The organism is Kitasatospora sp. NPDC088783 (genome assembly GCF_044750705.1).
GTDB lineage: Bacteria > Actinomycetota > Actinomycetes > Streptomycetales > Streptomycetaceae > Kitasatospora > Kitasatospora fiedleri.
The window spans coordinates 445,713-471,883 of the sequence record NZ_JBIVKJ010000005.1 but is presented as its reverse complement, the minus strand read 5'-3'; the positions used below and the strand labels follow the sequence as shown (position 1 = coordinate 471,883).

24 protein-coding genes are annotated in these 26,171 nt (G+C 76.6%); 8 read left to right on the top strand and 16 right to left on the bottom strand.

The features are described from left to right. Window positions 1-15: 15 nt before the first annotated feature. Window positions 16-1,476: a glycoside hydrolase family 6 protein gene (locus ACIP60_RS18005; RefSeq protein WP_400685234.1), complete on the bottom strand. Its 1,461-nt coding sequence runs from the start codon at window positions 1,474-1,476 to the stop codon at window positions 16-18. 339 nt (window positions 1,477-1,815) lie between these two features. Further along, a complete protein-coding gene (locus tag ACIP60_RS18000) occupies window positions 1,816-2,997 on the bottom strand; it encodes an FAD-dependent monooxygenase (RefSeq protein WP_400685232.1) in 1,182 nt (393 codons plus the stop codon). A 124-nt stretch (window positions 2,998-3,121) separates the two neighbouring features. Here ACIP60_RS18000 and ACIP60_RS17995 point away from each other — a divergent pair, with 124 nt between their 5' ends. The 3 genes from ACIP60_RS17995 to ACIP60_RS17985 all read left to right on the top strand — a co-directional run bounded on the left by ACIP60_RS17995 (window position 3,122) and on the right by ACIP60_RS17985 (window position 5,575). After that, on the top strand, window positions 3,122-3,820 hold the full coding sequence (locus tag ACIP60_RS17995) for a TetR/AcrR family transcriptional regulator (protein WP_400685230.1): 699 nt from the start codon (window positions 3,122-3,124) through the stop codon (window positions 3,818-3,820). A gap of 135 nt (window positions 3,821-3,955) precedes the next feature. Then, on the top strand, window positions 3,956-4,681 hold the full coding sequence (locus ACIP60_RS17990; protein ID WP_400685227.1) for a class I SAM-dependent methyltransferase: 726 nt from the start codon (window positions 3,956-3,958) through the stop codon (window positions 4,679-4,681). A 144-nt stretch (window positions 4,682-4,825) separates the two neighbouring features. Beyond that, on the top strand, window positions 4,826-5,575 hold the full coding sequence (locus ACIP60_RS17985) for a hypothetical protein (RefSeq protein WP_400685225.1): 750 nt from the start codon (window positions 4,826-4,828) through the stop codon (window positions 5,573-5,575). 288 nt (window positions 5,576-5,863) lie between these two features. Here ACIP60_RS17985 and ACIP60_RS17980 read toward each other — a convergent pair whose 3' ends face one another. Genes ACIP60_RS17980 through ACIP60_RS17970 form a run of 3 tightly spaced genes read right to left on the bottom strand, consistent with a single transcriptional unit; the run spans window position 5,864 to window position 8,807 of the window. Further along, entirely contained in the window at window positions 5,864-6,649 is a 786-nt protein-coding gene (locus ACIP60_RS17980; RefSeq protein ID WP_400685223.1) for a heme ABC transporter ATP-binding protein, read from the bottom strand. Then, the gene (locus tag ACIP60_RS17975) at window positions 6,646-7,749 is read right to left on the bottom strand and encodes a FecCD family ABC transporter permease (RefSeq protein ID WP_400685221.1); all 1,104 of its coding nucleotides are present in this window, start codon (window positions 7,747-7,749) and stop codon (window positions 6,646-6,648) included. The genes ACIP60_RS17980 and ACIP60_RS17975 overlap by 4 nt, the downstream gene beginning before the upstream one ends. Then, window positions 7,746-8,807 (bottom strand): hemin ABC transporter substrate-binding protein, encoded by a 1,062-nt coding sequence (locus ACIP60_RS17970; protein WP_400685219.1) that lies wholly within the window; start codon window positions 8,805-8,807, stop codon window positions 7,746-7,748. The genes ACIP60_RS17975 and ACIP60_RS17970 overlap by 4 nt, the downstream gene beginning before the upstream one ends. Before the next feature lie 172 nt (window positions 8,808-8,979). Here ACIP60_RS17970 and ACIP60_RS17965 point away from each other — a divergent pair, with 172 nt between their 5' ends. Further along, window positions 8,980-10,455, top strand: coding sequence for an HtaA domain-containing protein (locus tag ACIP60_RS17965; RefSeq protein ID WP_400685217.1), 1,476 nt, complete (start codon window positions 8,980-8,982; stop codon window positions 10,453-10,455). A gap of 91 nt (window positions 10,456-10,546) precedes the next feature. Further along, window positions 10,547-12,166, top strand: coding sequence for an HtaA domain-containing protein (locus tag ACIP60_RS17960; RefSeq protein WP_400685215.1), 1,620 nt, complete (start codon window positions 10,547-10,549; stop codon window positions 12,164-12,166). An 82-nt stretch (window positions 12,167-12,248) separates the two neighbouring features. Here ACIP60_RS17960 and ACIP60_RS17955 read toward each other — a convergent pair whose 3' ends face one another. Both ACIP60_RS17955 and ACIP60_RS17950 read right to left on the bottom strand, forming a co-directional pair. Further along, on the bottom strand, window positions 12,249-12,548 hold the full coding sequence (locus ACIP60_RS17955; RefSeq protein WP_159073218.1) for a hypothetical protein: 300 nt from the start codon (window positions 12,546-12,548) through the stop codon (window positions 12,249-12,251). A gap of 187 nt (window positions 12,549-12,735) precedes the next feature. Then, window positions 12,736-13,410 carry a heme oxygenase (biliverdin-producing) gene (locus ACIP60_RS17950; protein ID WP_400685213.1) on the bottom strand — a complete coding sequence of 225 codons (675 nt, stop codon included), beginning with the start codon at window positions 13,408-13,410 and terminating at the stop codon, window positions 12,736-12,738. Window positions 13,411-13,555: 145 nt separating this feature from the next. Between ACIP60_RS17950 and ACIP60_RS17945 the strand changes: the two genes are divergently transcribed. After that, entirely contained in the window at window positions 13,556-14,347 is a 792-nt protein-coding gene (locus tag ACIP60_RS17945) for a methyltransferase domain-containing protein (protein ID WP_400685211.1), read from the top strand. A 57-nt stretch (window positions 14,348-14,404) separates the two neighbouring features. Here the strand turns inward: ACIP60_RS17945 and ACIP60_RS17940 are convergent, their stop codons facing one another. Continuing rightward, window positions 14,405-15,220 (bottom strand): hypothetical protein, encoded by an 816-nt coding sequence (locus ACIP60_RS17940; RefSeq protein WP_400685209.1) that lies wholly within the window; start codon window positions 15,218-15,220, stop codon window positions 14,405-14,407. A 142-nt stretch (window positions 15,221-15,362) separates the two neighbouring features. Next, window positions 15,363-16,445, bottom strand: a complete 1,083-nt coding sequence (locus ACIP60_RS17935; RefSeq protein ID WP_400685207.1) for a methyltransferase domain-containing protein — start codon at window positions 16,443-16,445, stop codon at window positions 15,363-15,365. A gap of 98 nt (window positions 16,446-16,543) precedes the next feature. Between ACIP60_RS17935 and uppS the strand changes: the two genes are divergently transcribed. After that, the gene (gene uppS / locus ACIP60_RS17930; protein ID WP_400685205.1) at window positions 16,544-17,353 is read left to right on the top strand and encodes a polyprenyl diphosphate synthase; all 810 of its coding nucleotides are present in this window, start codon (window positions 16,544-16,546) and stop codon (window positions 17,351-17,353) included. 28 nt (window positions 17,354-17,381) lie between these two features. Here the strand turns inward: uppS and fdxA are convergent, their stop codons facing one another. After that, window positions 17,382-17,705: a ferredoxin gene (gene fdxA / locus ACIP60_RS17925; RefSeq protein WP_400685203.1), complete on the bottom strand. Its 324-nt coding sequence runs from the start codon at window positions 17,703-17,705 to the stop codon at window positions 17,382-17,384. Window positions 17,706-17,808: 103 nt separating this feature from the next. Between fdxA and soxR the strand changes: the two genes are divergently transcribed. Beyond that, a complete protein-coding gene (gene soxR, locus ACIP60_RS17920) occupies window positions 17,809-18,273 on the top strand; it encodes a redox-sensitive transcriptional activator SoxR (RefSeq protein ID WP_400685201.1) in 465 nt (154 codons plus the stop codon). A 19-nt stretch (window positions 18,274-18,292) separates the two neighbouring features. On the opposite strand, the gene ACIP60_RS17915 is transcribed toward soxR, so the two are convergent. Genes ACIP60_RS17915 through ACIP60_RS17890 form a run of 6 tightly spaced genes read right to left on the bottom strand, consistent with a single transcriptional unit; the run spans window position 18,293 to window position 25,887 of the window. Then, on the bottom strand, window positions 18,293-19,525 hold the full coding sequence (locus ACIP60_RS17915; RefSeq protein ID WP_400685199.1) for a beta-ketoacyl-[acyl-carrier-protein] synthase family protein: 1,233 nt from the start codon (window positions 19,523-19,525) through the stop codon (window positions 18,293-18,295). After that, complete coding sequence (locus tag ACIP60_RS17910) at window positions 19,518-19,772, bottom strand: acyl carrier protein (RefSeq protein WP_400685197.1); 255 nt, start codon at window positions 19,770-19,772, stop codon at window positions 19,518-19,520. Before ACIP60_RS17910 ends, ACIP60_RS17915 begins: the two co-directional genes overlap by 8 nt. Window positions 19,773-19,797: 25 nt before the next feature. Then, complete coding sequence (locus tag ACIP60_RS17905; RefSeq protein ID WP_400685195.1) at window positions 19,798-20,811, bottom strand: beta-ketoacyl-ACP synthase 3; 1,014 nt, start codon at window positions 20,809-20,811, stop codon at window positions 19,798-19,800. Window positions 20,812-20,822: 11 nt separating this feature from the next. Further along, complete coding sequence (locus tag ACIP60_RS17900; protein ID WP_400685193.1) at window positions 20,823-21,671, bottom strand: SDR family NAD(P)-dependent oxidoreductase; 849 nt, start codon at window positions 21,669-21,671, stop codon at window positions 20,823-20,825. Beyond that, on the bottom strand, window positions 21,668-22,804 hold the full coding sequence (locus ACIP60_RS17895) for a 3-oxoacyl-ACP synthase III family protein (protein ID WP_400685191.1): 1,137 nt from the start codon (window positions 22,802-22,804) through the stop codon (window positions 21,668-21,670). Before ACIP60_RS17895 ends, ACIP60_RS17900 begins: the two co-directional genes overlap by 4 nt. Next, on the bottom strand, window positions 22,801-25,887 hold the full coding sequence (locus ACIP60_RS17890; RefSeq protein WP_400685189.1) for an acyltransferase domain-containing protein: 3,087 nt from the start codon (window positions 25,885-25,887) through the stop codon (window positions 22,801-22,803). The genes ACIP60_RS17895 and ACIP60_RS17890 overlap by 4 nt, the downstream gene beginning before the upstream one ends. Window positions 25,888-26,171 lie beyond the last annotated feature (284 nt).

The window sequence follows — 26,171 nt, the reverse complement described above, 5'->3', positions numbered from 1 at the left end:
GCTGGGGAGGGTGGTTCAGGAGGTGGTGCAGGCGGTGCCGTTCAGCGTGAAGGCGGTCGGGGTGGTGTTGTTCGACCCGTACGTCGCCTGCAGGCCGAAGGCGGTGGACGCGCCGGCCGCCAGGGTGCCGTTGTAGCCGAGGTCGGTGGCGGTGACGGCGGCCCCGCTCTGGGTGACCTTGGCGTTCCAGGCGCTGGTGACCTTCTGGTCGCCGGGGAAGGTCCAGCCGAGCGTCCAGCCGGAGATCGCGGCGGAGCCGGTGTTCTTCACCGTCACGTCGGCGGTGAAGCCGCCCGCCCAGGAGTTGGCCCGGTACGCGATCGAGCAGGCAGCGTTCCCGGCCGGCGGCTGCGAGGTGGGCGGCTGCGAGGTCGGGGGCTGGGACGTCGGGGGCTGCGAGGTGGGCGGCTGGGACGTCGGCGGCTGCGAGGACGGCGGCTGGGACGGCGTGCTCGGGTCGGGCGCGTTCTGCGCCAGCTGGTAGGCGATGTCGGGGACGAACGTCCCGGCCGCGGCGGCGCAGCCGTCGGCCTCGCCCGGGGGCTTGATCCACAGGAAGGCGTCGACGGCGCTGTCGTTGGTCGCAGCGGTCGGGTAGTTGCCGATCCGGCGGCCGGACGGGTCGCACCAGGCGCTGCCCGCCGGGCCGTTGCCGTTGCGGCTGGTGTCGATGACGGCGTGCAGGTTGCCGGGGTTGCCGAGGGCGTTCAGCACGTTGCGGGCGAAGGAGCTCTCGTTGGCGGTGGTGTTGAAGTTGGAGACGTTGGTGAAGAAGCCGTCCGCGTTCAGCACGCCCGCGCCGCGCAGCCGGTTGGCCTGCTCGGCGGCGGAGTTCCAGGTGGAGTGGCCGCCGTCGAGGTAGACCTTGGCGTTCGGGTTCGCGGCGTGGATGGTGGTGACGGCGCGGGCCAGCGAGGCGAACCGGTCGTTCTGCTGCTGGGCGCTCAGGCAGGTGGTGAGCGCGATCGAGTCGGGCTCCAGCACCACCATGGTGCGCGAACTGCCCAGCCCGGCGGCGAACTTGCCGACCCAGGCGTCGTACGAGGGCAGGTCGGGCGCGCCGCCGGCGGAGGCGCCGCCGCAGTCCCGGTTGGGGATCGCGTAGGCCACCAGCACCGGCACCTGGCCGGCCTGGGCGGCGGCCGAGGTGACCGTGCGGACGTCGGAGGTGACGCTGTCGGGGCGGTAGTTGGAGAACCAGATGCCCTGCGGCTGGCTGGCGATCCGCTTGGAGATCACCTGGGTGCGGGAGTCCCCGGGGTTGGCGGCGACCCACTTGACGACCTGCGAGGTCGGGTCCTTGTAGAACTGGGTGTCGGCGGCGAGGCTGCCCTGCACGGCCGCGCCCGCGCCGCCCTGGGCGGCGACCACCAGGCCGACGGCCGCGGTCGCGGCGGCGAGGGCGAGGGCGGCGGCCCGACGGGTCGGCCGGACGGGCGGGACGGGGGTGTGCCGGTGCGGGTCGGGGGTGTGCACGGTGTCCTCCGGTGGGGTGCTCTCGGGTGGGAGAGGCGGACGGCAGCCGGGTGGGGGGCATGCTGACCGGGACCGATGCGGGAACCGGAACGTGGGAGCGCTCCCGCAACGAACCGCGCCCGATGCTAGCGGCCCGCCCCTCCCTCACGGCAGGCCCCGGACACCGCGAACTCCCGCCGCCCCGACCGCCCCTGACTCCGCGCCACCGGGCCGTACCAGCGTCGAACCGCTGTCGAACAGGCCCTTCGCGCCCGTCCCACCTGCGCCCGGCCGCCCCGAGGAGCCTGCCGGCCCCGCGAAACTTTCACCCGCGACGGAACGGGACCGACGGCCGCCCCCTCACCCCTGCCGCGCCCGGGCGGGCTCGGGCAGGTCGAGGGTGGCGATGTCCTCCCCCATCGCGAGCATCCGGTCCAGCAGCGGGCGCCGGCCGAGCAGGGTGTTGCGCAGCCACAGGCCGCGGGCGGTGCGCGGGGCGAGGAAGGGCCCGGTGCGGTCGCCGCCGCGCTGGCAGCGTCGGGCGTAGGGGCGGACGGTGCGTTCGTAGCGGGTGAGTGCGGCGCGGTGGTCGCCGTCGGCGCGGGCGAGTTCGGTGGCCAGGACGTACGCGGCGACCAGGGCGGTGCCGGTGCCCATGCCGCCGATGGTGGCGCCGCAGGCGGCGTCGCCGAGCAGGGCGATCCGGCCGTCGGACCAGGCGGGGACGTCGGCGCGGCTGATCGAGTCGACGTACAGGTCGCGGTCGTCGACCTCGTCCAGGGTGGCGAGCAGGTGCGGGACGGGGTGCGGCAGGTCGGCGAAGCGTTCGCGCAGCAGTGCCTTGAGCCGGGCGGGGGCGTGCCGGTCGAGGGGCAGTTCGGGCGAGGCGAACAGCAGGAAGGCGCCGGCCCGGTCGGGGTCGCGGGGGTCGGCCCCGGCGGCGGCGAGCCGGCCGGGGGTGTTGACGCCGGTGCTGCCGGCGGGCAGGCCGAGGCGGTTGGGGAAGGGCCAGGTGGCGGCGTAGTAGCCGAGGTGGCGGACGTAGCGCCGTTCCGGTCCGAAGGCGAGGGCGCGGACCCGGGAGTGCAGGCCGTCGGCGCCGACCACCAGGTCGAAGTGCCGTTCGGGGGCGTGCCGGAAGGAGACCAGGACGCCGTCGGGCCGCTGCCGCAGGGCGGTGGCGGTGTCGCCGAACAGGTACTCGGTGCCGGGCGCGCTGTGCCGGTGCAGCAGCCGGACGAGGTCGCCGCGCGGGATCTCCACCTCGCCGCCGGCGAACTCGGCGGGCAGCCGCAGCCTGGTCCGGCCGCGCGGGTCGGTGAAGGTCATGGGGGTGCCGCCGGTGCGGTGCGCGCGCAGTTCGTCCAGCAGGCCCATCCGGCGCAGGACGGTCAGGTGGGTGGGGCCGCGGAAGTCGACGGCCTGCCCGCCGGCCCGCAGTCCGGGGGCGAGTTCGACCACGGTGGGCCGGTGTCCGTACCGGGCGAGCCAGTACGCGAGCGCGGGGCCGCCGATGCCGGCGCCGGAGATCAGTATCCGCACGTGCTTCCTCCTCGGGTGGCGTCACCGCCGAGAAACTGCGTCCAGCGGACGCGGTTCATTGCTGTGTACGGTAGACACAGTTCCGGGCCGCGCACAAGGCCGGCCCGCGGAGCGAGGAGGGGCCGTGCCGGAACCGAACGCGGCGCTGCGGCTGCTGTGGGGCCCGCCCGCCCGGCCCACCCGGGGGCCGAAGCCGTCCCTGAGCCTGGAGTCGATCGCCCGCGCCGGGGTCGGCATCGCGGACGCCGAGGGCCTGGCGGCGGTGTCCATGCAGCGGGTCGCGGGGCTGCTCGACCACACCAAGATGGCGCTGTACCGGTACGTGCCGGGCAAGGCCGAACTGGTCGCCCTGATGGTCGAGCACGCCGCGGGCGACCCCCCGCCCGCGAGCGACGCCCCGTGGCGCGAGCAGCTCGCCGACTGGGCCCACCGGATGTCCGCCGTGCTGGCCGCCCACCCCTGGCTGCTGGACGCCCTCGCCGCCCCGCGCCCCACCGGCCCGCGCGAACTGGCCTGGCTGGAACGGGTGGTGGCGGCCCTCGACGGCCACGGCCTGTCCGGCGCGGAACGCATGGACGCCGCCGTCCTGCTGGTCGGCCACGTCCGCACCATCGCCGCCCAGCACCGCCAGTCCCGCGACGGCTCCCCCGAGGCCGAACTCCTGCGCGCCCTCGGCGATTTGGTCCACACCCACGCCGACCGCTACCCCGCCCTCGCCGCCGCCCTCGCCGAACCCCCGGGCGGCCGCGACGACGCCTACGACTTCGGCATCGCCCGCATCCTCGACGGCATCGCCGCCCTGATCGACCACCGCACCCGCTGACCCTCCCCCGCCCCCCCGCAGGCCGAACAGCCTTTCGGGCGGCGGGAGTTGCGGCCGGAAAAATGCCGGTCCCCCGCGCCGCCCGCGCGGCACGGTCGGCCGGCGAGCGACGCGGACGGGTACTTCGGCGAGCAGGTGGCGGAGCGGTACGACGAGTCCTCGGGGCCCGAGTTCCGGGCGGACGCCATCGCCCGGACGGTCGACGTCCTCGCCGAACTGGCGGGCGGCGGAAAGGCGTTGGAGCTGGGGGTCGGGACGGGGCGGATCGCCCTGCCGCTCGCCCGCCGCGGCGTCCCGGTGCACGGCATCGAGCCGTCCCGGGCGATGGTGCGGCGCCTGCGCGCCGAGCCCGGCGGCGAGTCGATCGGCGTCACCCTCGGGGACTTCGCCACCGCGCAGGCGGACCTGACGGCCGACGGGCCCTTCGCCCTGGTCTTCCCGGTCTTCCGCACCCTCATGAACCTGACCGGCCAGGAGGCCCAGGTCGCCTGCTTCCGCACCGCCGCCGCCGCCCACCTCGCGCCCGGCGGCCGCTTCCCCGTCGAGGCGATGGTCCCGGAGCTGCGCAAGATCCCGGCCGGGCAGAACACCGTCCCGTTCCGCACCGGCCCCGGCGAGTGGGCCTGCACCGCCTACGACACCGTCACCCAGGACGCGACCTGCCACTACCTCCAGGTCATCCCGGACGGCCGCGGCACCGCCCGGACCGTCCCCTTCCGCTACGCCTGGCCCGCCGAACCGGACCTGATGACCCGACCGGCCGGCCTGCGGCTCCGCGACCGCTGGGACGGGTGGACGCGGGCACCGTTCACCGAGCACAGCACCCAGCACGTCCCGGTCCGGGAGAAACCGCCCGCCTGACGCCCGCCCCCGTCCCCCGGACGCCCGGCGCCCCCTCGCGCCCGGGCCAGGCGCACAGCAACGCCGCCGCGGCCGGTGCCGGCTGAGCACCCGTACTCATGCGTCCGGCCCCCGGCTCGCCGATGGTGGAGCCGGAGGTGCGGGATGACGGGGAAGCGGAGGTCGCTCGCGGCCGAGTGCGCCAGGACGCTGGGGCTGGTCGGGGCGCTCGTCCTGGTGCGGTTCGGCGGGACGAACCTCAGCGGGCCGTCGAAGCGGAAGCTGCGGCGGCTGGTCGAGTCGCCCGGGGTGGAGTCGCGCCGGGCGGCGGCGGAGCGCGGGATGGGGGCGGTGGTCGAGCGGGTGGGCGCGTTCGGGGGTCTGGAGCACGTGCTGACGCACTGCGCGGAGACCTTCTCCCGGCGCACCGAGTTCGCGGGTTTCGGCTCCCCCGCCGCCCGCAAGGTCACCTGCGAGCTGCGGGCCGTCGCCTACTTCGGGGTCCGCGGCGAGGTGGCCGACGTCCTGGACGAGCTCCGGCGGTACGGCATCGCGGACTGGATGCCGCCCCCGGAGTGCGGCCCGGCCCGATCCACCGGCCCGGAGTTCGGCACTCCGGAGCTGCGGATCGACTGGGACCGGCCGGGGGCGCCGCTCCCGCTCCGGGACGGGGTGCGGGCGCCGCGCCGGGGGATCGGCTCCGGCCGACTGCGCCACCGCCGCTGGAGCGTCCCGCCCCGATCGCCGGGCCGGTCCGCCCGGTCCGCCCGGACCGCCCGGACCGCCCGGACCGCCCGGACCGACCGGGCGCGGCTGGCGGACGCGCGGGCCCGGTACGGCACCCTGCTGGTGCTGCGCCTCGGCGGGCCGGGCCGGTGCGGCGGGACCCGCTTCACCGTCCGGTACGAGGAGTGACGGCCTGTCAGGATTCCCGGCCGCGCGGGGCGGCGCGGTGGCGGCCGCGACGGGCGGGGGCGCGGGTCGCGGTGACGGCCGCGGCGAGGATCAGGGGGGTGAGCAGCAGAAGCATGGTGAGTTGCATGTGGTGCCTCCGGGTGGTCCGGTTCCTGCTGGTGCGGGTACCCACACCTGGCGCGGACATGTGGACCGCCCTCCCGGGTCACCCGCCCGGACCGCCTTGCGGCCCGGATCTCGCCCGGTCGGTCGCCCACCAACCGTGGATCTTCCCGGGCAGACGATCCGTCAATCTGCTTCCCGGGGGCGCTCGGGCAGCACGATCGGCGCGCCCCCGCGCGGGTGCGCCAGGACCTCCACGGGGTGGCGGTAGACCCGGCTGAGCAGGTCGGCGTCCAGGATCTCGGCGGTGGGGCCGACGGCGACGGTGCGTCCGGCGTCCAGCAGTGCGATCCGGTCGGCGTGCGCGGCGGCCAGCGTCAGGTCGTGCAGGACGACGACCACGCCGTGTCCGGCGTCGGCACGTTCCCGGGCGACCCGCAGCACGAGTTCCTGGTGGCGCAGGTCGAGCGCGGCGGTGGGTTCGTCGAGCAGCAGCAGCGCGGTGTCCTGGGCGAGGACGCGGGCCAGCGCGACCCGGGCCCGTTCGCCGCCGGAGAGCGCGGTGAACGGGCGTTCGGCCAGGTGCGCGCAGTCGGTGGCGGCCATCGCGCGGGCGACGGCCCGTTCGTCCTGGTCGGCGGTGCAGCGGCCGGCCCAGGGGGCGCGTCCCATCCGGACCACCTCGACGGCGGGGAACGGGAAGGACACCTCGTGGGTCTGCGGCAGCAGGGCGCGGCGGCGGGCGAGTTCGGCGGGCCGGTGCCCGGCCAGCGGGCGGCCGTCGATCCGCACCTCGCCGCGGGCCGGGCGCTGGTCGCCCGCCAGGACGGACAGCAGGGTGGACTTGCCGGCGCCGTTGGGGCCGAGCAGCGCCAGGATCTCCCCGGCCCGCACGGTCAGGTCGACGTCCGCCAGCAACTCCCGTCCCCCGACGGCGAAACCGATCCGGTCGGCTTCCAGCAGCACGGTCATGCCCAGCCTCCCTGGCGGCGTCGGGTGCGGCGCAGCAGCCAGAAGAAGAACGGGCTGCCGATGAGTGCGGTGAGGACGCCGAGCGGGAGTTCGGCGGGTGCGGCGAGGGTGCGGGCGGCGAGGTCGCCGGCGACCAGGACGAGCGCGCCGCCGACGGCGGAGGCGGGCAGCAGGAAGCGGTGGCCGGGGCCGGCCAGCATCCGCAGCAGGTGCGGGACGACCAGGCCGACGAAGCCGATGATGCCGCTGACCGCGACGGCTGCGGCGGTGAGCAGCGCGACCACGGTGATCAGCACGATCCGCATCCGTTCGACGTCCACGCCCAGGTGCCGGGCGGGGCGTTCGCCGAGCGCGAGCAGGTCCAGGCGGCGGGCGTAGCGGGGGGCGACGGCCAGGCCGAGGGCGGCGAACGGCAGCACGGCCAGCACCTTCGTCCAGCTGGCCTGGGAGAGCGAGCCGAGCTGCCAGAACGTCACCTGGCTGATCGCGGCGGTGTCGGCGGTGAACAGCAGCAGGCCGATCAGCGCGCCGCAGAACGCGTTGACGGCGATGCCGGTGAGCAGCAGGGTGACCACCTCGGTGCGGCCGCCGCTGCGCGACATGGCGTAGACGGCGCCGACGGTGAGCAGGCCGGAGGCGAACGCGGCGGCGGTGACCGTCCAGGAGCCGAGCGCGTCCAGGCCGAGCACGATGCAGCTGACGGCGCCGACCGCGCCGCCGGAGGAGACGCCGATCACGGCGGGTTCGGCCAGCGGGTTGCCGAACACGCCCTGCATCAGCGCCCCGGCGCAGCCGAGCGCGCCGCCGACCAGCAGGGCCAGCACCACCCGGGGCAGCCGGACGTTCCACAGCACCGATTCGGGGACCCGCTCCAGCGCGTGGCCGCCGAGGTGGGCGCGGTGGGCGAGCGAGGCGAGGATGTCGCCGAGCGGGATGGCGTAGGCGCCGGTGCCGGCGGCGAGCAGCGCGCAGGCGAGCAGGGCGGCGCAGAGCCCGGCCAGCAGCAGCGGGCGCCGGTCGCGGGCGGCCTTCTTCACCGGCGGGGGCGCGGCGGCGCCGGTCCCGCCGGTCGGGCCGGTCTCGGGCAGGATGGCGGTCATTCGGCGTCCCGGTGCAGCTGGGTGGCGATGTCGCGCAGTACCTCGGGGGTGCGCGGGCCGTAGGAGAGCAGGCGGCCGTCGTCGACGGCGATGATCCGGCGGTCGAGTCCGGCGGGGGTCTGGGCGACGCCGGGGAGTTCGAGCAGGCCGTCGACGCCGCCGACCGACTCCAGGCCCTTGTTCATCACCAGGATCGCGTCGGGGGCGGCCTTGACCAGGGCTTCGCTGGTGAGCGGGGTGAAGTCGCCGGTGAGGTGGGCGGCGGTGCCGGCGTCCTCGCCGCCGGCGGCCTCGATCAGCGAGGGCGCGCCGGAGTCGGGGCCGCCGAGCAGGAAGACGGAGGCGCTGCCGCGCAGGTAGAGGAAGGCGACCTTGGGGCGGGTGGCCCCGGCGGCCGGGAGCTGCGCCTGCACGTCGGCGATCTGACGTTGGGTGCGCTCCTTGAGCCGGGCACCGGCCTCGGGCACGCCGAGGGCGGCGGCGACCCGGTCGATCCGGGGGCCGACGTCGTCGAGCTTCTTGGCGTCGTCCAGGACGATCAGCGGGACGCCGGCGGCGCGGATCTGGTCGACGGCCTCGGCGGGGCCGGTGCTGCGGTCGGCGAGCACCACGGTGGGGTGCAGGGAGAGCACGCCCTCGGCGGAGACCTCGTGGGCCTGGGTGATGACGGGGAGTTTCGCGGCCTGTTCGAAGGTGGTGGACACGTCCCGGGCGACCGCGCGGTCGCCGAGGCCGAGGCTGAACACCAGCTCGGCCAGGCTGCCGTTGAGCGGGATGATCCGGTCCGCGCTGGTGACGGTGACCTGTCGGCCGTCGGCGGAGGGGACGGTGACGGGCAGGCGGGGCGCGGGGGCGTCGGGCAGCGCCTCGATCCGGTCGGGGTCGGCGGTGGCGGAAGCGGAGGCGGAGGCGGAGGCCGCCGGTGTGCCGGGGGCGGCCTCGCCGGTGGAGCAGGCGGCGGCACCGAGCAGGAGTCCGAGGACGGCGAGCAGGAGTCCGAGGACGGCGAGCAGGACGGCGGGGGCGGTTCTGGTCCGGTCGCGGAGGGTGCGGGTCAACCTCGGGCCTTTCTCGGTGCGTTGACGTCCCGTCGAGGTCGCCCAGGGGGGTCGTGGTCGGGACACTTGACTCATATATTAGGTTAGCCTTACCTCAATTGAGCAAGGGGGTCGCCTCCCCCCGCACCCCTTGCCACCTGCCCGCTTCCCCTCCGCCGAGGAGTGATCCGCCATGCCCGTCCCCGGACGGCCCCCCGTACCACCCCGCCGCCCGGCCGGCCGGCTGCGCACCGCCCTCGTGCTGCCGCTCGCCCTGCTGCTGGCCCTGGCCTGGCTCCCCGGCCGGGCCGCCGCGGCCGATCCGGCGGTCTCCGGCGGCCGACTCGACTGGGGCATCAAGCAGTCCTTCCTCACTTACGTCACCGGCCCGATCGCCAACGGCAAGTGGGCCCTGACCGGCGGCGCGGCCACCGTCGGCGGCTCGGCGTTCCGCTTCCACTCCGCGGCCGGCAGCTACGACCCGGCCACCGGCGCGCTCTCCGCCGCCTTCCAGGGCGGGGTCCGCTTCACCGGCCACCAGGAGAACGGCAGCAACGCGCTCGACCTCTCGATCTCCCACCTCACCGTCAAGGCCGCGGCCGACGGCAGCGCCGCCCTGTACGCGGACGTCAGCTCCAAGTCCCGCGAGACCGGCAAGACCTCCAGCACCGGCCAGGCCCGGCTGGCCGACCTCTCGCTCTCCGGCGTCTCGCTCAAGAACGCCTCCGGCACCCTCACCCTCAGCAACGTCCCCGCGACGCTGACCCCGGCCGGGGCCAGTGCCTTCGGCGGCTTCTACACCGCGGGCACCGCGCTCGACCCGCTCACCTTCTCCGTGACGCTCAAGTCCCCGGCCGCCGCGCCCTCCCCGACGCCGACGCCCACCCCGACCGCCGCCCCGACCGCCGCCCCGGAGCCCGCGGAGAGCGCGGCCGGAGCCACCCCGAGCGCCACCGCCACCGCCACCGCCCTCGACCGGGGCACGCTCGACTGGGGCGTCCGGCGGACCTTCCGCGACTACGTCACCGGCTCGATCGCCCAGGGCGGTTGGCAGCTCGGCGACGGCGCGGCCGACGGCGGGGCGTTCTTCCGCTGGACGCCCGCCCGCGGCACCTGGGACCCGGCCGCCCGCACCCTCGACGCGGGCTTCACCGGCACCGTCCGCTTCACCGGCCTGCGCGAGGGCGACACCCTCGGCCTGGACCTGACACTCGCCAACCCGCGCCTGACCGCCGCCGGCACCGAGGGCCACCTGACCGTCGACGTCTCCGGCCGCACCCCCGACGGCACCACCCGCACCGCCGCCACCACCGAGATCGCCACCTTCGACGCGAGCGCCCTGAAGACCGAGAACGACCTCCTCACCGCCACCGACCTGCCGCTCACCCTCACCGCCGCCGGTGCGGGCGCCTTCGGCAACCTCTACCCGGCCGGCACCGAGATGGACCCGCTCACCGTCAACCTCCCGCTCACCCCCGCCGCGGCCGTCCCGCCGCTGCCCGACCTCGGCGCGACGCCCACGCCCACGCCGCCCCCGGCCACCGCGCCCGTCGCCGCCGCCACGTCCTCCTCCTCCCACACCGCCCTGATCACCACCCTCGCCCTGGTGCTCGCCGCGGCGGTGGCGGCGGCCACGACCCTCGTCGTCCGGCGCCGCAGGCGTTCCTGAACGCCCCCGTTCCCGAACGCCCCCGGCAGGTCCCCGGCCGCTCCCCCGGCCCCTCCTCCCGCCCCACCCCACCGATTCCGGAGTCCGATCCATGTCCCACACCCCTGCCGTCCGCCACCGCAACCGCACCCGGCTGGCCGCGCTGGCCGCCGCGACCGCGGGTCTCGGCCTGACCGCCTTCGGCCTGCCCTCGCTCGCCTTCGGCGCCGGCGCCCCCACCACCGTCAGCTACGACACCGGTTCGCTGGACTGGGGCGTCAAGGCGAGCTTCCGCACCTACGTGACCGGCCCGGCCGGCGGCGGGAGCGTCACCCCGAGCGGCGGGGCCACCACCAACGCGGACGGCTCCTACCACTTCAACCTGGCCTCCGCGGGCTACGACCTGACGACGCACCGGCTGAACGCGGCCTTCGACGGCGGGGTGCGCTTCCTCGCCCACGACGGCGCGCTGGACATCGCGATCAGCGACCTGCGGATCGTCACCGAGGGCACCACCGGCACCCTCACCGCGGACACCGCCTCGAAGGAGAGCATCGGCGCCACCGCCCCGACGCTGCGCCAGGACGTCGCGCTGGCCACCTTCACCGTCGCCCGCGACACCACCAACGGCGGGGCCACCGCCGCCACCCTGACCGCCGACGGCGCGAAGGCGTTCGCCGGGTTCTACCCCGAGGGCACCGCGCTGGACCCGCTGTCGATCGTCCTCAAGCAGACGCCCGCCCCGTCCCCCTCGGCCTCCGCCTCCGCTTCGGCCTCCGCTTCGGCCTCGCCCGGGCCGTCCTCCTCGCCCTCGCCCTCGGCGTCCGCGTCCGCCTCCACCGGGCCGTCCTCCTCCCCCTCCCCTTCGGCCTCCGCGTCCGCCTCCGCCGCGCCGTCCTCCTCCCCCTCGCCCTCCGCGTCCGCCTCCACCCCGGCGGGCAACGAGCTGGCGATCGTCGACGGCCGGCTGGAGTGGAACGTGCAGTCCGACTTCCTGGCCTACGTGACGGGACCGATCGCCAACGGCAAGGTGGAGTTCGGCGGCGGCGCGGCCGAGTTCCGCTTCGGTTCGGGCAGCGGCAGCTACCGGACGGACACCCACGCGCTGTCGGCGGGCTTCGCCGGGTCGGTGCGCTTCCTCGGGCACCAGGCGGCCGACGGGCACTACCAGTTGGACACCGCCCTCTCCCACCTGGGCCTGCGGGTGGACGCCTCCGGCGCGTACCTGGTGGCCGACGTGACCGCCAACTCGCTCTCCGGCGGGGCACCGGTCCGGCTGACCGGGGCGAAGATCGCCAAGCTGGACCTCGCCAAGGCCGACTTCACCCCGGTCGACGGCGTGGTGACGCTGCGCCAGGTCCCGGCGACGCTGACGGCCGAGGGCGTGCCGGTGTTCGGCCAGTACAAGGAGGGCAAGGAGCTGGCCCCGGTGACGGCGGTCCTCTCCTTCGACCGGAACGCGACCCTGCCGTCCGGCACCCCGACCACCGGCACCGGCACCGGAACGGGCACCGGCACGGGCGCGGGCACCGGCACCGGCGGGACCGGTGGGGCCACCCTCACCACCTCCGGCGGCACCGGCGGTGAGCTGGCCTTCACCGGCGGCGGCACCGGCACGGTGCCGATGCTGGCCACCGCGGCCGGGCTGCTGCTGGTGGGCGGGGCGACCACCGTCCTGGTCCGCCGCCGCTCCTCCGGCACCGCCACCGCCGACACCGCCGCGGCCGAGTAAGGCCGCTGACCCCCTTTCGGGCCCGCGCGGACACTTCCGCGCGGGCCCGACCGCGTCCTCACCGGCTCCCGGCGGACAGGGTCTACCGGGCGGCGGCCAGGACGGCCAGTTCGCGCAGGCGGGTGAAGTAGTCGGCGGCCCCGGGGTCGTCGGCCAGTTCGGGCAGGATGCGGTCGACGGTCGCTATGCCGGTGCGCAGGGCCGCTCTGCGGCGTTGGTCGAGCGGGCCGGTCAACGCGGCGGACACGCAGCCCGCGAGGTGGCTGTCCAGCAGCACCAGGTCCTCGCCGGCGGGCGAACGCCGGTAGCAGCTCTGCGGGAAGGGCAGGCCGAGGAAGCCCTGCCAGCGGGTGTCCAACTGGTCGTTGTGCGTGTCGCTCATGCGGACGATGATGCCCGAGCGCACGGCCGCCCCGTCACCCGCCCCGACCCGGTACGCCCTCGTCCCGACCCGGTACGGACGACGACGAGGCCCGGTGCGGGAACCGTTCCCGCACCGGGCCTCTCGGCACTCCGCTCGCTCGGGCACCCGGGTGTCCAGCCGCCCGGGTGTCCAGCCGCTCAGGCGCTCAGGCGCTCAGCGGGTACCGCCCGCCGAGCTCGCTGAATATCGCGCCGTTGAGGACGAAGGCGCGCTTGCACTCCTCGGCGACCCGGCGCTGCTCGACCTCGTCCATCAGCGCGCCCGCGGCGTCCAGCTTGGCCCGGTAGTCGCGCTTGAACGCGGCCGGGTTGTCGATCTCCTCGAAGACGTAGAACCGGACGCCGTCGCCCTTGCGCTCGAAGCCCCAGGTGCGCTCGGCGACGCCGCGGATGATCTGACCGCCCGACAGGTCGCCCAGGTAGCGGGTGTAGTGGTGGGCGAGGTAGCCGGCCGGCCAGGTGTCGGCGAGCTCCTCGATCCGGGCGGCGATCGCCTCGGTGGCGGGCAGCGGGGCGAGCGTGCTGCGCCAGTCCGGGCCGGCCAGGTGGTCGAGGTCGCGCTCGATGGCGGCGGTGCGCAGCAGGGCGCGGTCGATCAGCGGGCCGGCCAGCGGGTCGGCGGCCAGGGCGTCCAGGCGGGACTCCAGGGCGCGGTAGACGTACCAGAGCTGGCCGGTGAGGTCGGTGTAGGCCTGGACGCCGAGCCGCCCGCCGAGCAGGTCGCTCATGAAGGAGGACTGCTCGGCCGCCTGGTGCTCCTCGGCGCTGGCGGTGCGGAGCAGGGCGGAGAAGGCGGCGGGCTGCTGGTCGGGGCTGGACATCGGGAAGGGCCTCCAAAGATCGAATCCCTACGATTATTTAGGTGAGGCTCACCTAAGTCAAGCTGTTGCCGACGCCCTGTCGGGAAGATTCCACGGGGCGTTGAATCCCTCGGTCCACCGGCCCTGACGTGCTTGGATGATCGCCATGGACCGATCATTCGACGCCCTGGTCGACGAGGCCGGGGCCGCCCCCGTCGACGGCTGGGGTTTCGCCTGGCTCGACGGCCGGGCCACCGAGCAGCGCCCCTCCTGGGGCTACCAGCGGCTGCTGGGCGAGCGGCTGGCCGCCGCCCGCGCGGCGCTCGACCTGCAGACCGGCGGCGGCGAGGTGCTCGCGGGCGCGGGCGCGGCGGACTTCCCGCACTTCCCGCGCACGATGGCGGCCACCGAGGGCTGGGCGCCGAACGCGGCGCTGGCCACCCGGCGGCTGCACCCGATGGGCGCCGTGCTGGTGTCCTCCCCGGCCGACGCGCCGCTGCCGTTCGCGGACGGCGCGTTCGACCTGGTGACCAGCCGCCACCCGGCCGCGGTGGACTTCCCGGAGATCGCCCGGGTGCTGGCCCCGGGCGGCACCTACTTCGCCCAGCACGTGGGCGGACGCACCAACGTCGAACTGAGCGCGTTCTTCCTCGGCCCGTTCCCGGTGCCCACCGCCCGCGAGCACGAGGTGGAGGCCGAACGGGCCCGGGCGGCCGGGCTGGAGGTGGTGCGGTGCCGCAACGAGCGGCTGCGCCTGGAGTTCTTCGACGTCGGCGCGGTGGTCTGGTTCCTGCGCAAGGTGGTCTGGACGGTGCCGGACTTCTCGGTCGACCGCTACCGCGAGCGCCTGCGCGCGCTGCACGGGCTGATCGAGCGCGAGGGCGTGTTCGTCTCCACCATGTCCCGCACCCTGTTCGAGGCCCGCAAGCCCACCGGACTCGCCCCGTCCGCTCCCTGACGGACTCCGCCGCCGCGCACCGGACGGGCCCGGCCCGGCGGGTCTCCTGACCGCCCGTCAGTCCGGCTCCGCGGGCGGGAAGCCGCGCACGGGGTGGCCGGACTCGTCGGTGGTCGGCCGGCTGCCGTCGCCGAGCGGGCACAGGTCGTAGCAGTCCCGGGCCCCGGAGTCGAACGCGTCGAGGTCGCGGCCGGTGCGCGCGTCGGCCCGGTGGCTGCGGAACCACTCCCGCCCGGTCTCCGCGTCCTCGCCGTACAGCACCACCGCGAGGGTGTCGCGGTCCAGGTGGCCGCCGCTCCACTCGACCACGGCCTCCCACCGCTCGCCGTCGTGGCCGAAGTCGTCGACGGTGGCGCTGCGCACCACCTCGCCGCCGGGGTGGGCGTGCACGGCGAAGTCCGTCTGCCCGTGGTCGACCGTCAGGAAGGGCGAGCCGTCCGGGGAGAGGGCGATCAGGCAGCGGTCGGTCCAGGGGAGGGGCACGGGTCGCAGCACGCCGTCGGCGACGGTGCCCCGGAAGACGGCGATGCCGTCCTGGCCCTCGCCGACGCACAGCAGCATCTCCCCGTCGGGGTGCGCGAAGTGCTCGCCGCCGTGGCCGACGGTGGGCAGCCCGCCTGGCGCGGGCCGCGCGCCGGTCCCGGCGTCCAGCACCGTCCAGTGGTCGTGGCAGCCGCGGCCGGCCATCGCGTCGGGCCGGTAGAGCCACAGCCGCCGCCCGTCCGCCGAGAGCCCGCACCCGGGGCGGTGCCCCCGCGCGTGCGTCCGCTCCGGCTCGATCACCGACCGCCACGGCTCGGCCCCGTCCGCCGCCACGCACACCACCCCGTCCAGCGTGGTGCAGTACGCCCGCGCCGCGCCGCGCCCCACCACGTGCCCGACCACCTCGTCCCCCGCCCCGGCCGGAACCGCGCGACGGGCACCAGCACCCCCGCCTGCGCACCGGCCGGGTCGTGGGCACGGATCTCACCGTCCACCAGCCGACTGATCACCGGACGGCCCGCCCCACCCTCGCTCATGCCCAGGGACTCCGGCGCCCCGCGCCGACGCCCTCCGCCCCGGCCGCCGTCCGCTCGGCGGTGACCACGAACACGGTGACGGCGGCCAGGAACGGTCCGTGCGCCAGGTGGTCGAGCCAGTCCCGGGCCTGCCGGGCGGTCAGGTGGTTGGCTGTGACGGCGCGTTCGGTGTTGCGGCGCAGGCCGAGCACCCGGTCGGCCTCCCGGACGTCGCGGAAGAGCGTGGTGACGGGGGCGACGGTGCGCACGGCGAGGCCGGAGTGTTCGGCGAGCCGGGGCAGTTGGCGGCCGATCAGCGGGTTGCGGACGATCCGGTCGGTGAGGTGGCGGGTGAAGGCCCGGGACAGCTCGGGGTCGGGGTGGTCGACGGCGAGGGTGTCCCAGTCGGGTTCGGCGGCGACCAGCCGGCCGCCGGGGCGCAGGACGCGGTGGGCCTCGGCGAGGGCGACGGCCGGGTCGGCGAGGTGCTGGAACAGCCGGTCGGTGCGGATCCGGTCGGCGCTGCCGGGGGCCAGCGGGAGGCGGTGGACGTCGGCGCGCAGGACGGCGGTGCCCGGCAGGTCCGCGGTGCGTTCGGCGGCGCGACGGGCCATCCGCGGGTCGTGGTCGATGCCCAGGACGCGGCCGCGGGCGGTGGCGGCGCGGGCCAGGGCGGGCAGGGCGGCGCCGGTGCCGCAGCCCCAGTCGAGCAGGAGCTGTCCGGGGCGGGCGTCCAGGGCGTCCAGCAGGACCCGCTGGTAGGCGCGGGCCTGGTCGGTGCGGTTGAGCCGCTCCTGGTAGGCGATCCGGTCGGGGACGACTGTCTCGAAGAGCTGTCCGGCGACGTCGGCGAGGGCGTGCAGCTCCCGGTCGAGGGCGCCGCGCCCCTCGGCGGTGAGCCGGACCGGGCGGCGGCGGCCCTCGCCGGGCAGGTACTCGATCAGCTGCTTGTCGCGCAGCCGGGCGAGGGCGCCGGACAGGCTGCCGCGGCCGAGCCTGGTCCCGGTCATCCGCTCGATGGCGGTGTTGACGGCGTAGCCGTGCAGCGGCCCGTCCGCGAGGGCGGACAGCACCAGCATCTGGGCGTCGTTGGTGCGCACCTGGCTCCGTTCCTCCGTCCGGCCGCGCTTCTCCATGACACGCGACGCGTGCTATTCATTGTGCACCATGCGGTCCGCCCGTCCGAAAGGCCGTCACCTTGCGTTCCACCACTCCGCCGCGCACGCCGCGGCCCTCCCCCTTCCGCGCCCTGGCCGCGCTGCGCGCCGGACGGCTGCGCCGCCGCCTGGCCGGGGCCGAGCTCCCCCGGCACATCGGGCTGATCATGGACGGCAACCGTCGCTGGGCCCGCGAGCGCGGCTTCGCGGACGCCCGGCTGGGCCACCGCTACGGCGCGCAGCACGCGGGCGCGGTGCTCGGCTGGTGCGAGTCGCTGGGGGTGCGGCACGTGACGGTGTTCGTCTGCTCGGCGGAGAACCTGCAGCAGCGCGGGGACGGGGAGGTCGCGTTCCTGATGCGGGTGATCGAGGAGGTGCTGGCCGCGCCCCTGTCCGGGCCGAACCCGCGCTGGCGGGTGCAGGTGGCGGGCGACCTGGACGCCCTGCCGGAGTCGACGGCCCGCGCCCTGGAGCACGCGGTGCGGGCCACCGCCGACTGCGCCACCGGCGCCCGTCTCACCCTCGCGGTCGGCTACGGCGGCCGCCAGGAACTGGTCGGCGCCGTCCGGGGCCTGCTGCACGCCCACGCCGACACCGGCCGCCCGGTGCGGGACCTGGCCGAGGAGCTGACCGCCGAACACATCGCCCGCCACCTGTACACGGCGGGCAGCCCGGACCCGGACCTGGTGATCCGCACCAGTGGCGAGCAGCGGATGTCCAACTTCCTGCTGTGGCAGAGCGCTTACGCGGAGCTGTACTTCTGCGAGGCGTACTGGCCGGCCTTCCGCGAGGTGGACTTCCTGCGGGCGGTGCGCGCGTACGCCGCGCGCAGGCGCCGGTACGGGGCCTGACGCGGCGACGCGGGGCGGGGGGTGTCGGTCAGGCGGTGTGCTGGGCGGGGAGGGCCGCCACGGCGGGGTGGTCCTTGGGGATCAGGCCGAGTTTGGCGCTGCCGCCCGGGGTGCCGAGGTCGTCGAAGAACTCGGCGTTGGCGGGGGTGAAGGGCTGCCACTCCTCCGGGAGGTCGTCCTCGTAGAAGATCGCCTCGACCGGGCAGACCGGTTCGCAGGCGCCGCAGTCGATGCACTCGTCGGGGTGGACGTAGAGCATCCGCTCCCCCTCGTAGATGCAGTCGACGGGGCAGTCGTCCACGCAGGCCCTGTCCTTGACGTCGACGCAGGGCAGGGCGATCACAAAGGTCATCGGGGTGCGGTCCTCTCCGGTCGGTGGTGCTCGCCGCGCTGGCGCAGCCGACCGTAGGTCCTCAAGTAAGGTTGAGGTCAACAGGGGAGGCGGGGAGGCGGGGATGACGACCCATCGGTCCGGTGGCGGGCGGCCCGCGGCGGGTGACTGGCTGGCGATCGGCGAGGTCAGCGCGCGGACGGGGGTGGCGGTGTCGGCGCTGCGGTTCTACGAGGAGCTGGGCCTGATCGCCTCCGAGCGCGACGGGCGGGGGCGGCGGCACTACCCGCGGCACATGCTGCGCCGGATCGCGCTGGTCTCGGTGGCGAAGCGGATCGGCGTCCCGCTGGAGGACGTCCGGGCGGCGTTCGCCGACGTGCCGCTGGACCGGCCGCCCAGCCACCAGGAGTGGCAGCGCGCCTCGCGCGGCTGGAAGCGCCGCCTGGAGGAGCGCCGGCAGACCATCGAGCGGCTGGAGGCCGAACTGACCGGCTGCATCGGCTGCGGCTGCCTGTCGATGAAGGCGTGCGCGCTGCTGAACCCGGGCGACAGCCTGGCCGAGGGCGGGGTCGGCCCGCGCCGCCTGTGACCGAGCGCCGGACGGCCGGTCAGCGGCGCAGCGCCAGCACGGTGTTGTGGCCGCCGAAGCCGATCGAGTGGCTGAGGGCCAGCCGGGGCGCGTGCCGGCGGGGTGCGCCGGTGACCAGGTCGATCCCGGCGGTGTCGGGGCCGGGGGCGTCGTGGTTGGCGGTGGGCGGGACGGTGCCGGTGAGCAGGGTGCGGACGGTGAGGGCGGCCTCGATCGCGCCGGCCGCGCCCATGGTGTGGCCGAGGGCGCCCTTGGCGGAGGTGACGCTGGGCGGGGTGCGGGCGAACAGGTCGCGGATCGCGGCGGCTTCGACCCGGTCGCCCTGCGGGGTGCCGGTGCCGTGCGCGTTGACGTGGTCGACCTGCTCGGGCCCGGCGTCGGCGGCCCGCAGGGCGAGCGTGACGGCGGCGCGCAGGCCGCGGCCGGCCGGGTCGGGCGCGACGGGGTGGTGGGCGTCGGAGGTGGTGGCCCACCCGGCGAGGCGGGCGAGGGCGGGGGCGCGGCGGGCGGCGGCGTCGGCGGCCCGCTCCAGCACCAGGACGCCGGCGCCCTCGCCGAGCACGAAGCCGTCGCGGTCCCGGTCGAAGGGGCGGGACGCGGTGGCGGGCCGGTCGGTGCGCCGGGAGAGCGCGCCGGTCCGGGCGAAGGCGGCGGCGCACAGCGGGGTCGCCATCGCGTCGGTGCCGCCCGCCACCGCGAGGTCGCAGGCGCCGGTGGCCAGCAGCAGCGCGGCGTGCGCGATCGCGTTGGCGCCGGAGGCGCAGGCGGTGGAGGTGTGCAGGGCGGGGCCGGTGGTGCGCAGCGCGAGGGCGAGGTGGCCGGCGGCGGACAGGTTGGGCAGGTAGCCGGTGAGGGTGAGCGGGGAGAGCGCGTCCGGTCCGCGTTCCAGCAGCCGGCGGTGGGCGTCCTCCAGGACGGCCACGCCCCCGGCGGCCGAGCCGACCACCACGGCGACCCGGCCCGGGTCCCAGTCGGGGGGCCGTTCGCCGAACGCCTCGATCCCGGCCTCCCGGAGGGCTTCCCGGGCGGCGGTCAGCAGGTAGCGGGTGGAGCGGTCCAGCCGCCAGCCCTGCCGGACGGGGGCCCGGTCGGGGTGCGGCGGGCGGCAGCTGATCGGCACCGGGGTGCCGGCCAGGCCGGGGTCGGGCCGGGCGGTGCCGCGGCCCTCGCACAGGGTGCGCCAGGTCGCGTCCGTCCCCTCGCCCCCGGCGGTGACCGTCCCGGTGCCGGTGACCACGATCCGGTCAGTCATCGTCGGGTCGCCTCCCCTCCAGCGACTTCCGCACCTCGTCGGCGAGTTCGCCGACCGTCACCTCGCCGGTGGCGGCCTCGGCGTCCAGCGGGACGCCCCACTCCTCCTGGAGGGTGACGTACAGCTCGACGACGGACAGCGAGTCGAGGTCGAGCTCCTGGAAGCTCGCCCGGGCGGTGATCAGCTCGGCGGGGACGTCGAACTTCTCGGTGAGGACGGCGGTGATGCGTGCGGCGACCTGGTCCACGGGGTCTCCTCCTGGTGGCGGGGCGTCAGCCCAGGGTGCGGCGGACGGGGGTGGCGGCGGGCCAGGTGAGGGCGACGGACGCCCAGGTGAGGCCGCCGCCGAAGGCGGTGAGCAGGGTGGGGGTGCCGGGGGCGAGGGCGCGTTGCGGGCCGTCGTCGGCGAGCACCAGCGGGATGGACGCGGCGGCGGTGTTGCCGAGGTCGCGCAGGTTGCCGAAGCGGACGGCGGGCGGCAGGCCGAGGCGGTCGGCGACCGAGTCGAGGATGCGCTGGTTGGCCTGGTGGGCGACGAACGCGCCCAGGTCGGCGGGTCTCCACCCGGCGGCGGCCAGCGCCCGGGCGGCGGAGTCGGTGAGGTGGCGGACGGCCTGGCCGTAGACCGACCGGCCGCGCATCCGGAACCAGTGTGCGTCCGGGTCCCGCCGCTGCCGGTCGGGGTGCCGGGAGCCGCCCGCGCCGATGGCGATCAGGGCGGCCCCGCCGCCGTCGCTGCCCAGGTCGGCGGCGTGCAGGGCGCCGGGCGCGCCGTCCTCGGCGGCGGCCAGCAGCACCGCCCCGGCGCCGTCGCCGAACAGGGCGGCGGTGTCGCGGTCGGCGGGGTCGACGATGGTGGAGTAGGTGTCGGCGCCGATCACCAGCGGACGGCGGCAGGCCCCGGCCCGCACCAGGGCGTCGGCGGTGGCCAGCGCGTACAGGAAGCCGGAGCAGACCGCGGCCAGGTCGAGGGCGGGGACGTGCGGCAGGCCGAGCCGGTGGGCGACGGCGGGGGCGGTGGCGGGGCAGGGGTGGTCGGGGGTGGTGGTGGCGAGCAGGACGAAGTCCGGTGCGGCGTCGGCGGATTCGATCGCGGCGGCGGCGGCGTACACGGCGAGGTCGCCGGTGGCGGTGCCGGGCGCGGCGCGGCGGCGGCGGTGGATGCCGGTGCGCCGGCGGATCCACTCGTCGCTGCTGTCGAGCCCGCCCTCGGCGATCACCTCCTCGTTGTCGACGCTGCGGGCGGGCAGGCAGGAGCCGAGGCCGACGACGGCCGCGCGGGGCATCCGGCGCCCCCTCAGGCCGCGAACGGGGACGGCGGCTTGGGGACGCCCGCCAGTCCGCCGTCCGGGGTGCTGAGCCCGCCGTCCAGCACCAGGGTCTGCGCGGTGACCAGGTCGGCGGCGGGCGAGGCCAGGAACAGCACCGCCGCGGCGACGTCCTCGGGGGTGCCCCAGCGGCCCTGCGGGACGTGGCTCATCAGCCACTGCGAGACCGGCTCCGCGTCGGACGCGAAACTCGTCATGTCGGTGGTCACCCAGCCGGGACAGACCGCGTTCACCCGGATGCCCTCCCGCGCCCAGCCGACGCCCAGGCTGCGGGCCAGCGAGATCTGGGCGGCCTTCGAGGCCGCGTACGCCTCCAGCATCGGGGTACCCATCAGCCCGGCCGCCGAGGACATCAGGATCAGCGAGGCCCGCCCGGAGGCCGCCAGGTGCGGGTGCGCGGCCCGGCACAGCTCGGCCGTGACGTTCAGGTTGACGGCGATCACGTGCTCCCAGTCGTCCTGCGCGGAGTGCTGGAACGGCACCAGGACGGGGCTGCCGTCCGCCGCCGTGGGCAGCACCCCGGCGTTGTGCACCAGCACGTCGATCCCGCCCAGCGCGGCGGCCGCCTCCGCCACCACGGCGCTCGGCGCGCCCGGCGCGCCCAGGTCCGCGGGCAGCGCCCGGGCCCGGGCGCCGAGCGCCTCGGCCTCCTTGGCGACCGCGTGCAGCGCCGCCGCCGACCGGGCGGTCAGCACGACCTCGCACCCGGCCTCGGCCAGCGCCAGCGCGCAGGCCCGCCCGATGCCCCGGGAGGCCCCGGTCACCAGGGCGCGGGCGCCGTCCAGCCGGAACGCGCCCGGCAGTGTGCTGCTGCTCATGACAGTTCTTCCTTCCGTTCGGTGCGGTGCGGGTCGGCCCCGGTGCCGGCCCCGGTGTCGGCGGTGTCGGTGCGGCCGCCGGGGCGGGTCTCTGGACGGGCCTCGGGGCGGGCCTCGGGACAGGTCTCGGGACAGGTCTCGGGGCGGGTCTCGGACCAGCGCAGCAGGGCGCTGCCCCAGGTCATGCCGGCGCCGAAGACGGTCAGCAGGATCAGGTCGCCGGGTTGCAGCCGGCCCTCGGCGTGCGCGGTGGCCAGTGCGTACGGGGCGCTGGCCGCGCCGATGTTGCCGACCAGGTCGCCGACCACGGTCATCCGGTCGGCGAGGCCCGCCTCGGCGGCGAGCCTGCGCACCAGGACGGGGTTGGGCTGGTGGGTGATCACGTGGTCGATGTCGTCGGTGGTCAGGCCGTGGCGCTCCAGCGTCTCGCCGAGCATCCGCGGGAAGGCGTCCCGGATGAACCGGCTCACCGTCCGCCCGTCCATCCGGATCCGGTGGGCGCCCTCCGCGAGGGTCTGCCGGGTCGCCGGGCGCCGGCTGCCGCCGGCCGGGATCAGCACCCGGTCCGCGAGCCTGCCGTCCGAGCCCAGCCGGAACCCGCCCAGCCCGCCCGGCGGTTCGACCGGGCCCAGCACGGTGGCGGCGGCCCCGTCCGCGAACAGCACGGCGGTGGCCCGGTCCGCGGGGTCGAGGAACTTCGAGTACGCCTCCACCCCGACCACCACCGCGAGCATCGGCCCGTCCGCCTCCCGCAGCCAGTCGTGCGCGACCTTCGCGCCGAACAGCCAGCCCGAGCAGGCCGCGGAGACGTCGAGCGCGACGGCGTCCGCCGCCCCGACCAGGGCCTGCACCCGGCAGGCCGTCGCCGGGCCCAGTTCGTCCGGCGTCGAGGTCGCGCAGACCAGCAGCCCGAGCTGCCGGGCCGTCACGCCCGCCGAGGCCAGCGCCCGGCGCACCGCCTCCGCAGCCAGGTCCGAGGCCGCCTGCGACCCGTCCGCGACGTGCCGACGGCGCACGCCGGTGCGCTCCGCGATCCACTCCGGCGTCACCCCCGTCCCGGCCGCGACCTCCGCGTTGCTCCGCACCCGGGCCGGCACGTACCGCCCGGTGCCCCACACGCCCACCGCGTTCACGGCCCCGGCTCCTTCCGCTCGGCAGGGTCGGCGGAGTCGGCGGGGTCGGCGGAGTCGGTGGCGGCCGACCGGGCCTCGGGTGCGCCGTCGCGGGCCCGGACCAGGTCGTCCGGGAAGGCGAAGGCGCGTTCGATCCGCTCCAGGTGCGGCAGCAGCCGGTCGTAGCCGCGCTCCAGGGCGTTCTCCAGGCCGACCAGGTCGCCCGGGGTGAGGGTGCGGTGGCGCAGCAGGGCGCCGGCCGTCCGGTCGGCGGCGCGCAGGGCGGCGAGGTGGGCGAGGGCGGTGGTGGCCTCGTCCGGGGGGAGGGTGGCGAGGGCGCGCGGGAGGTCCTCGGCGGCGAGCCGGGCGGCGTAGGTGGCGCCGAGTTCGGCCGCCCGGTCGAGCAGCGGGTTCCACACCTCGAAAGGGGTGGCGGAGCCGGGCGCGTGCTCGGTGCGGGCCCGGCGCAGCCACCCGGTGAGGGTGTGCTGGTGGCGGGCCAGCACGGCGGGCCACCAGCCGGGGTCGGCGAGGTCGGCCGGGACGGGCGGGAGGGCGCCGGTGGCGGTGCCGATGCCGGTGGCGGGCGGGTCGTCGAGCAGGGCGCGCCCGAGGTCGTAGCGGATCAGCCGGCTGTCGCCGCCGGCCGGGTCGAAGGAGCGGGCGAAGCCGTGGTAGCCGGCCAGCCGGTTGTCGTCGGCGAGTCCGGCGTGGCCGCAGCGGCGCTGGCACTCGGCGACGATCCATTCGGCCTCGTCGGCGCAGTGCGCCTTGTACGCGGACAGCGGGCGGCTGACGGCGGACCAGGGCGCGAACCCGGCCTCGGCGTCGGCGGTGTCGGACTCCCGGGCGGCGGCGAGCAGTTCGCGGGCGCGGGCGGCGGCGCAGCTGAGCGCGAAGGCGTCGGCGAGGGCGCCGAGCAGGGCGCGCTGCTGGCTGCGGTGGGCGAGCAGGGGGCTGCCGGGGGCGAGTGCGGCGCGGGTCTCGCGGTGGCGGGAGTGCCGGACGGCGAGCACCGCGGACTGGCGGGCCAGTGCGGCCAGCGCGGTGGGCAGGACGCCCCACAGGTCCTGGCCGACGGCGAGGGTGCGGCGCAGCCGGTCCTCGGGGGTGCGCGGGTCGCGCAGGCGGCCGTGCTCGTCGAGGTCGGCGTCGTCGCGCAGCCAGTGCGCCTCGGGGACGCGGACGCCGTCGAACCCGATCCGGTGGTAGCCGAGCGGGAGCGCACCGACCGGGACGGGCGGGGAGAGGGTGACGCCCGGGCGCGGGCCGTCGTGGTCGGCCAGCCGCACCAGGAAGGCGAACACCCCGCCCTCCCGGCCCCGCCCGTCCACCGCGCGGGCGATCACCACGGCTCCGCGCGGCCCGGGGTGCCCGGCCACGCCGCCGAACTTCCGGTCCGCCGCGGTGGGGGTGCGCAGCACGAACTCCCGCCGCCCGGGGTCGAATTCGGCCACCGTCCCGGCGCCGAGGTGGCTGCTGGCGCGGCCGGCCTCGGTGACCAGGTAGCCGATCCGCAGGGCACCGGCGTCGACGGCGTCGAGCTCCGGCCGGACGTCCTTGGGCCCGCCGGCCAGCCGCAGCAACGAGCCCTGGCCCAGGATGCTCTGGGTGACCACCGTCATGCCGAGCCGGGGGTCGGCGACGGTGGCCCAGGCCAGGGCGGCGGCCAGCGCGTCGGCGTCGGCGTGCAGGTCGGCGGCGGCGGGCAGGGCGCGCAGCAGGGCGCGCAGGCGGCGGTACAGGTAGGGCTCGCGCTCGGCGGCGGACTCGGCGACCCGGTAGGGGTGCCGGGCCAGGGCGCGGTGCAGGCGGGGCAGGTAGCCGGGGTGGTGGCGACCGTGCAGCAGTTCGTCCAGGGTCCTCGTCGGCTCCTCGGCCATCGTCACGGTCCTTCTCGCTGCGGGGGTCGGCGGGTGGTCGGGTAGTGGGGCGGGCGGCTGGCCGGACGGTGAGGCGGGCGGCCGGACGGGCAGTGGGACGGGCAGTGGGGCGGGCGGCCGGACGGGCAGTGGGACGGGCAGTGGGACGGGCAGCTGGCCGGACGGTGAAGCAAGCAGCTGGTCGAGCGGCAGGCCGGACGGTGAAGCAAGCGGCCGACCGGGCGCTGAAGCGAGCAGCTGATCGGGCAGCTCGTCGAGCGGTGGGGCGAACGGCTGGCCGGTCGGTGGGACGTGCACCCGGGCGCCGGTGCCGCGCAGGCAGTCGGCGGCGTTGCGGCTCAGCGCGCCGCCCGGACCGGCCTCGCGGTAGTCGGTGTGGCCGTGGGCGGCGAGCAGGGCGAGGAGCCGGGGCAGGTGGGCGGGGCGGACCAGGCAGTCGGCGGCGCGGGCGGCCAGGTCGTCAGTGGGGGTGTAGCGGCGTCCGGCGACGGCCGAGTAGACCGGGACGGCGGGCTCCCTGATCGCCGGGCCGCCGCGCAGGATCTCCTCGAACTGCCGTCGCTGCCGGTCGAGTTCCGGGTGGTGCGAGGTGAAGGGCAGGCGCAGCCGGACGGCGGTGACGCCCTGCTCGGCAGCGAGCCGCTCGACGGCGGCCAGCCGGTCGACCGGCCCGCCGAGCACGCACTCCCCGGGGCTGTTGACGCAGCCGACTGCGACCCGGCCGCCCCCGGCGCGGGCGGCCAGCGCGGCAGCCCGCCGCTCCCCGCAGCCGATCAGCGTCAGCCCGCCGGGCGTCCGGGCCAGCACTCGGGCCAGACCGTACGCGGCGCGCGCGCCGGCCCCGACCGTCCAGGCACCGGCGACGGTCAGCGCGGCGAGTTCCCCGAAGCTGACGGCCAGCAGCGCGTCGGGCGGCCCGTACCGCTCGGCCAGCACCCGCTGCCAGGCCACCGCCGCACCGTAGTGGACCAGTTGCTGGAGGCCGACCGGGCCCTCGGCCAATTCCCTTCCGCCGGGCGGGTGTTCGCCGAGCAGCAGGGCGGCCAGCGGGGGGACGGAGGCGGGTGCGGGGGTGTCGGAAGCGGGGACGGCGTCATCGGCGGTGGCGTCATCGACGGTGGCGGTGTCGGTCGCGACGGTGGCGTCGATCTCCTCGTAGACGGCCCGCAGCGCGCGGCGCAGGGCACCGTCCCGGGCGGCGGCCCGGTACAGCGTCTGCACGGGGAAGTCTCCCTGACCTGGGAACATGTGAACCGACACGGGCATGACTGCACGCTCCGCAGCAGCGAGAGGGCCGATCCGGTACGGGCCGCACCACGCCCGGCCCCGCACCGACTCCCCTCGGCGCGGCCGGCGTCCGGCCCGTCACCACAGTGCCCAATCAGTACGCCCACCATCCAGTCATATGACCGGTGAATGTGTTGAAAGTTCCGTCACCGTTGAACACCCGCGCGAACTCACCGGCTCCGACACTCCGTGGCCACCGCCCGTCCACCCCGTCCACC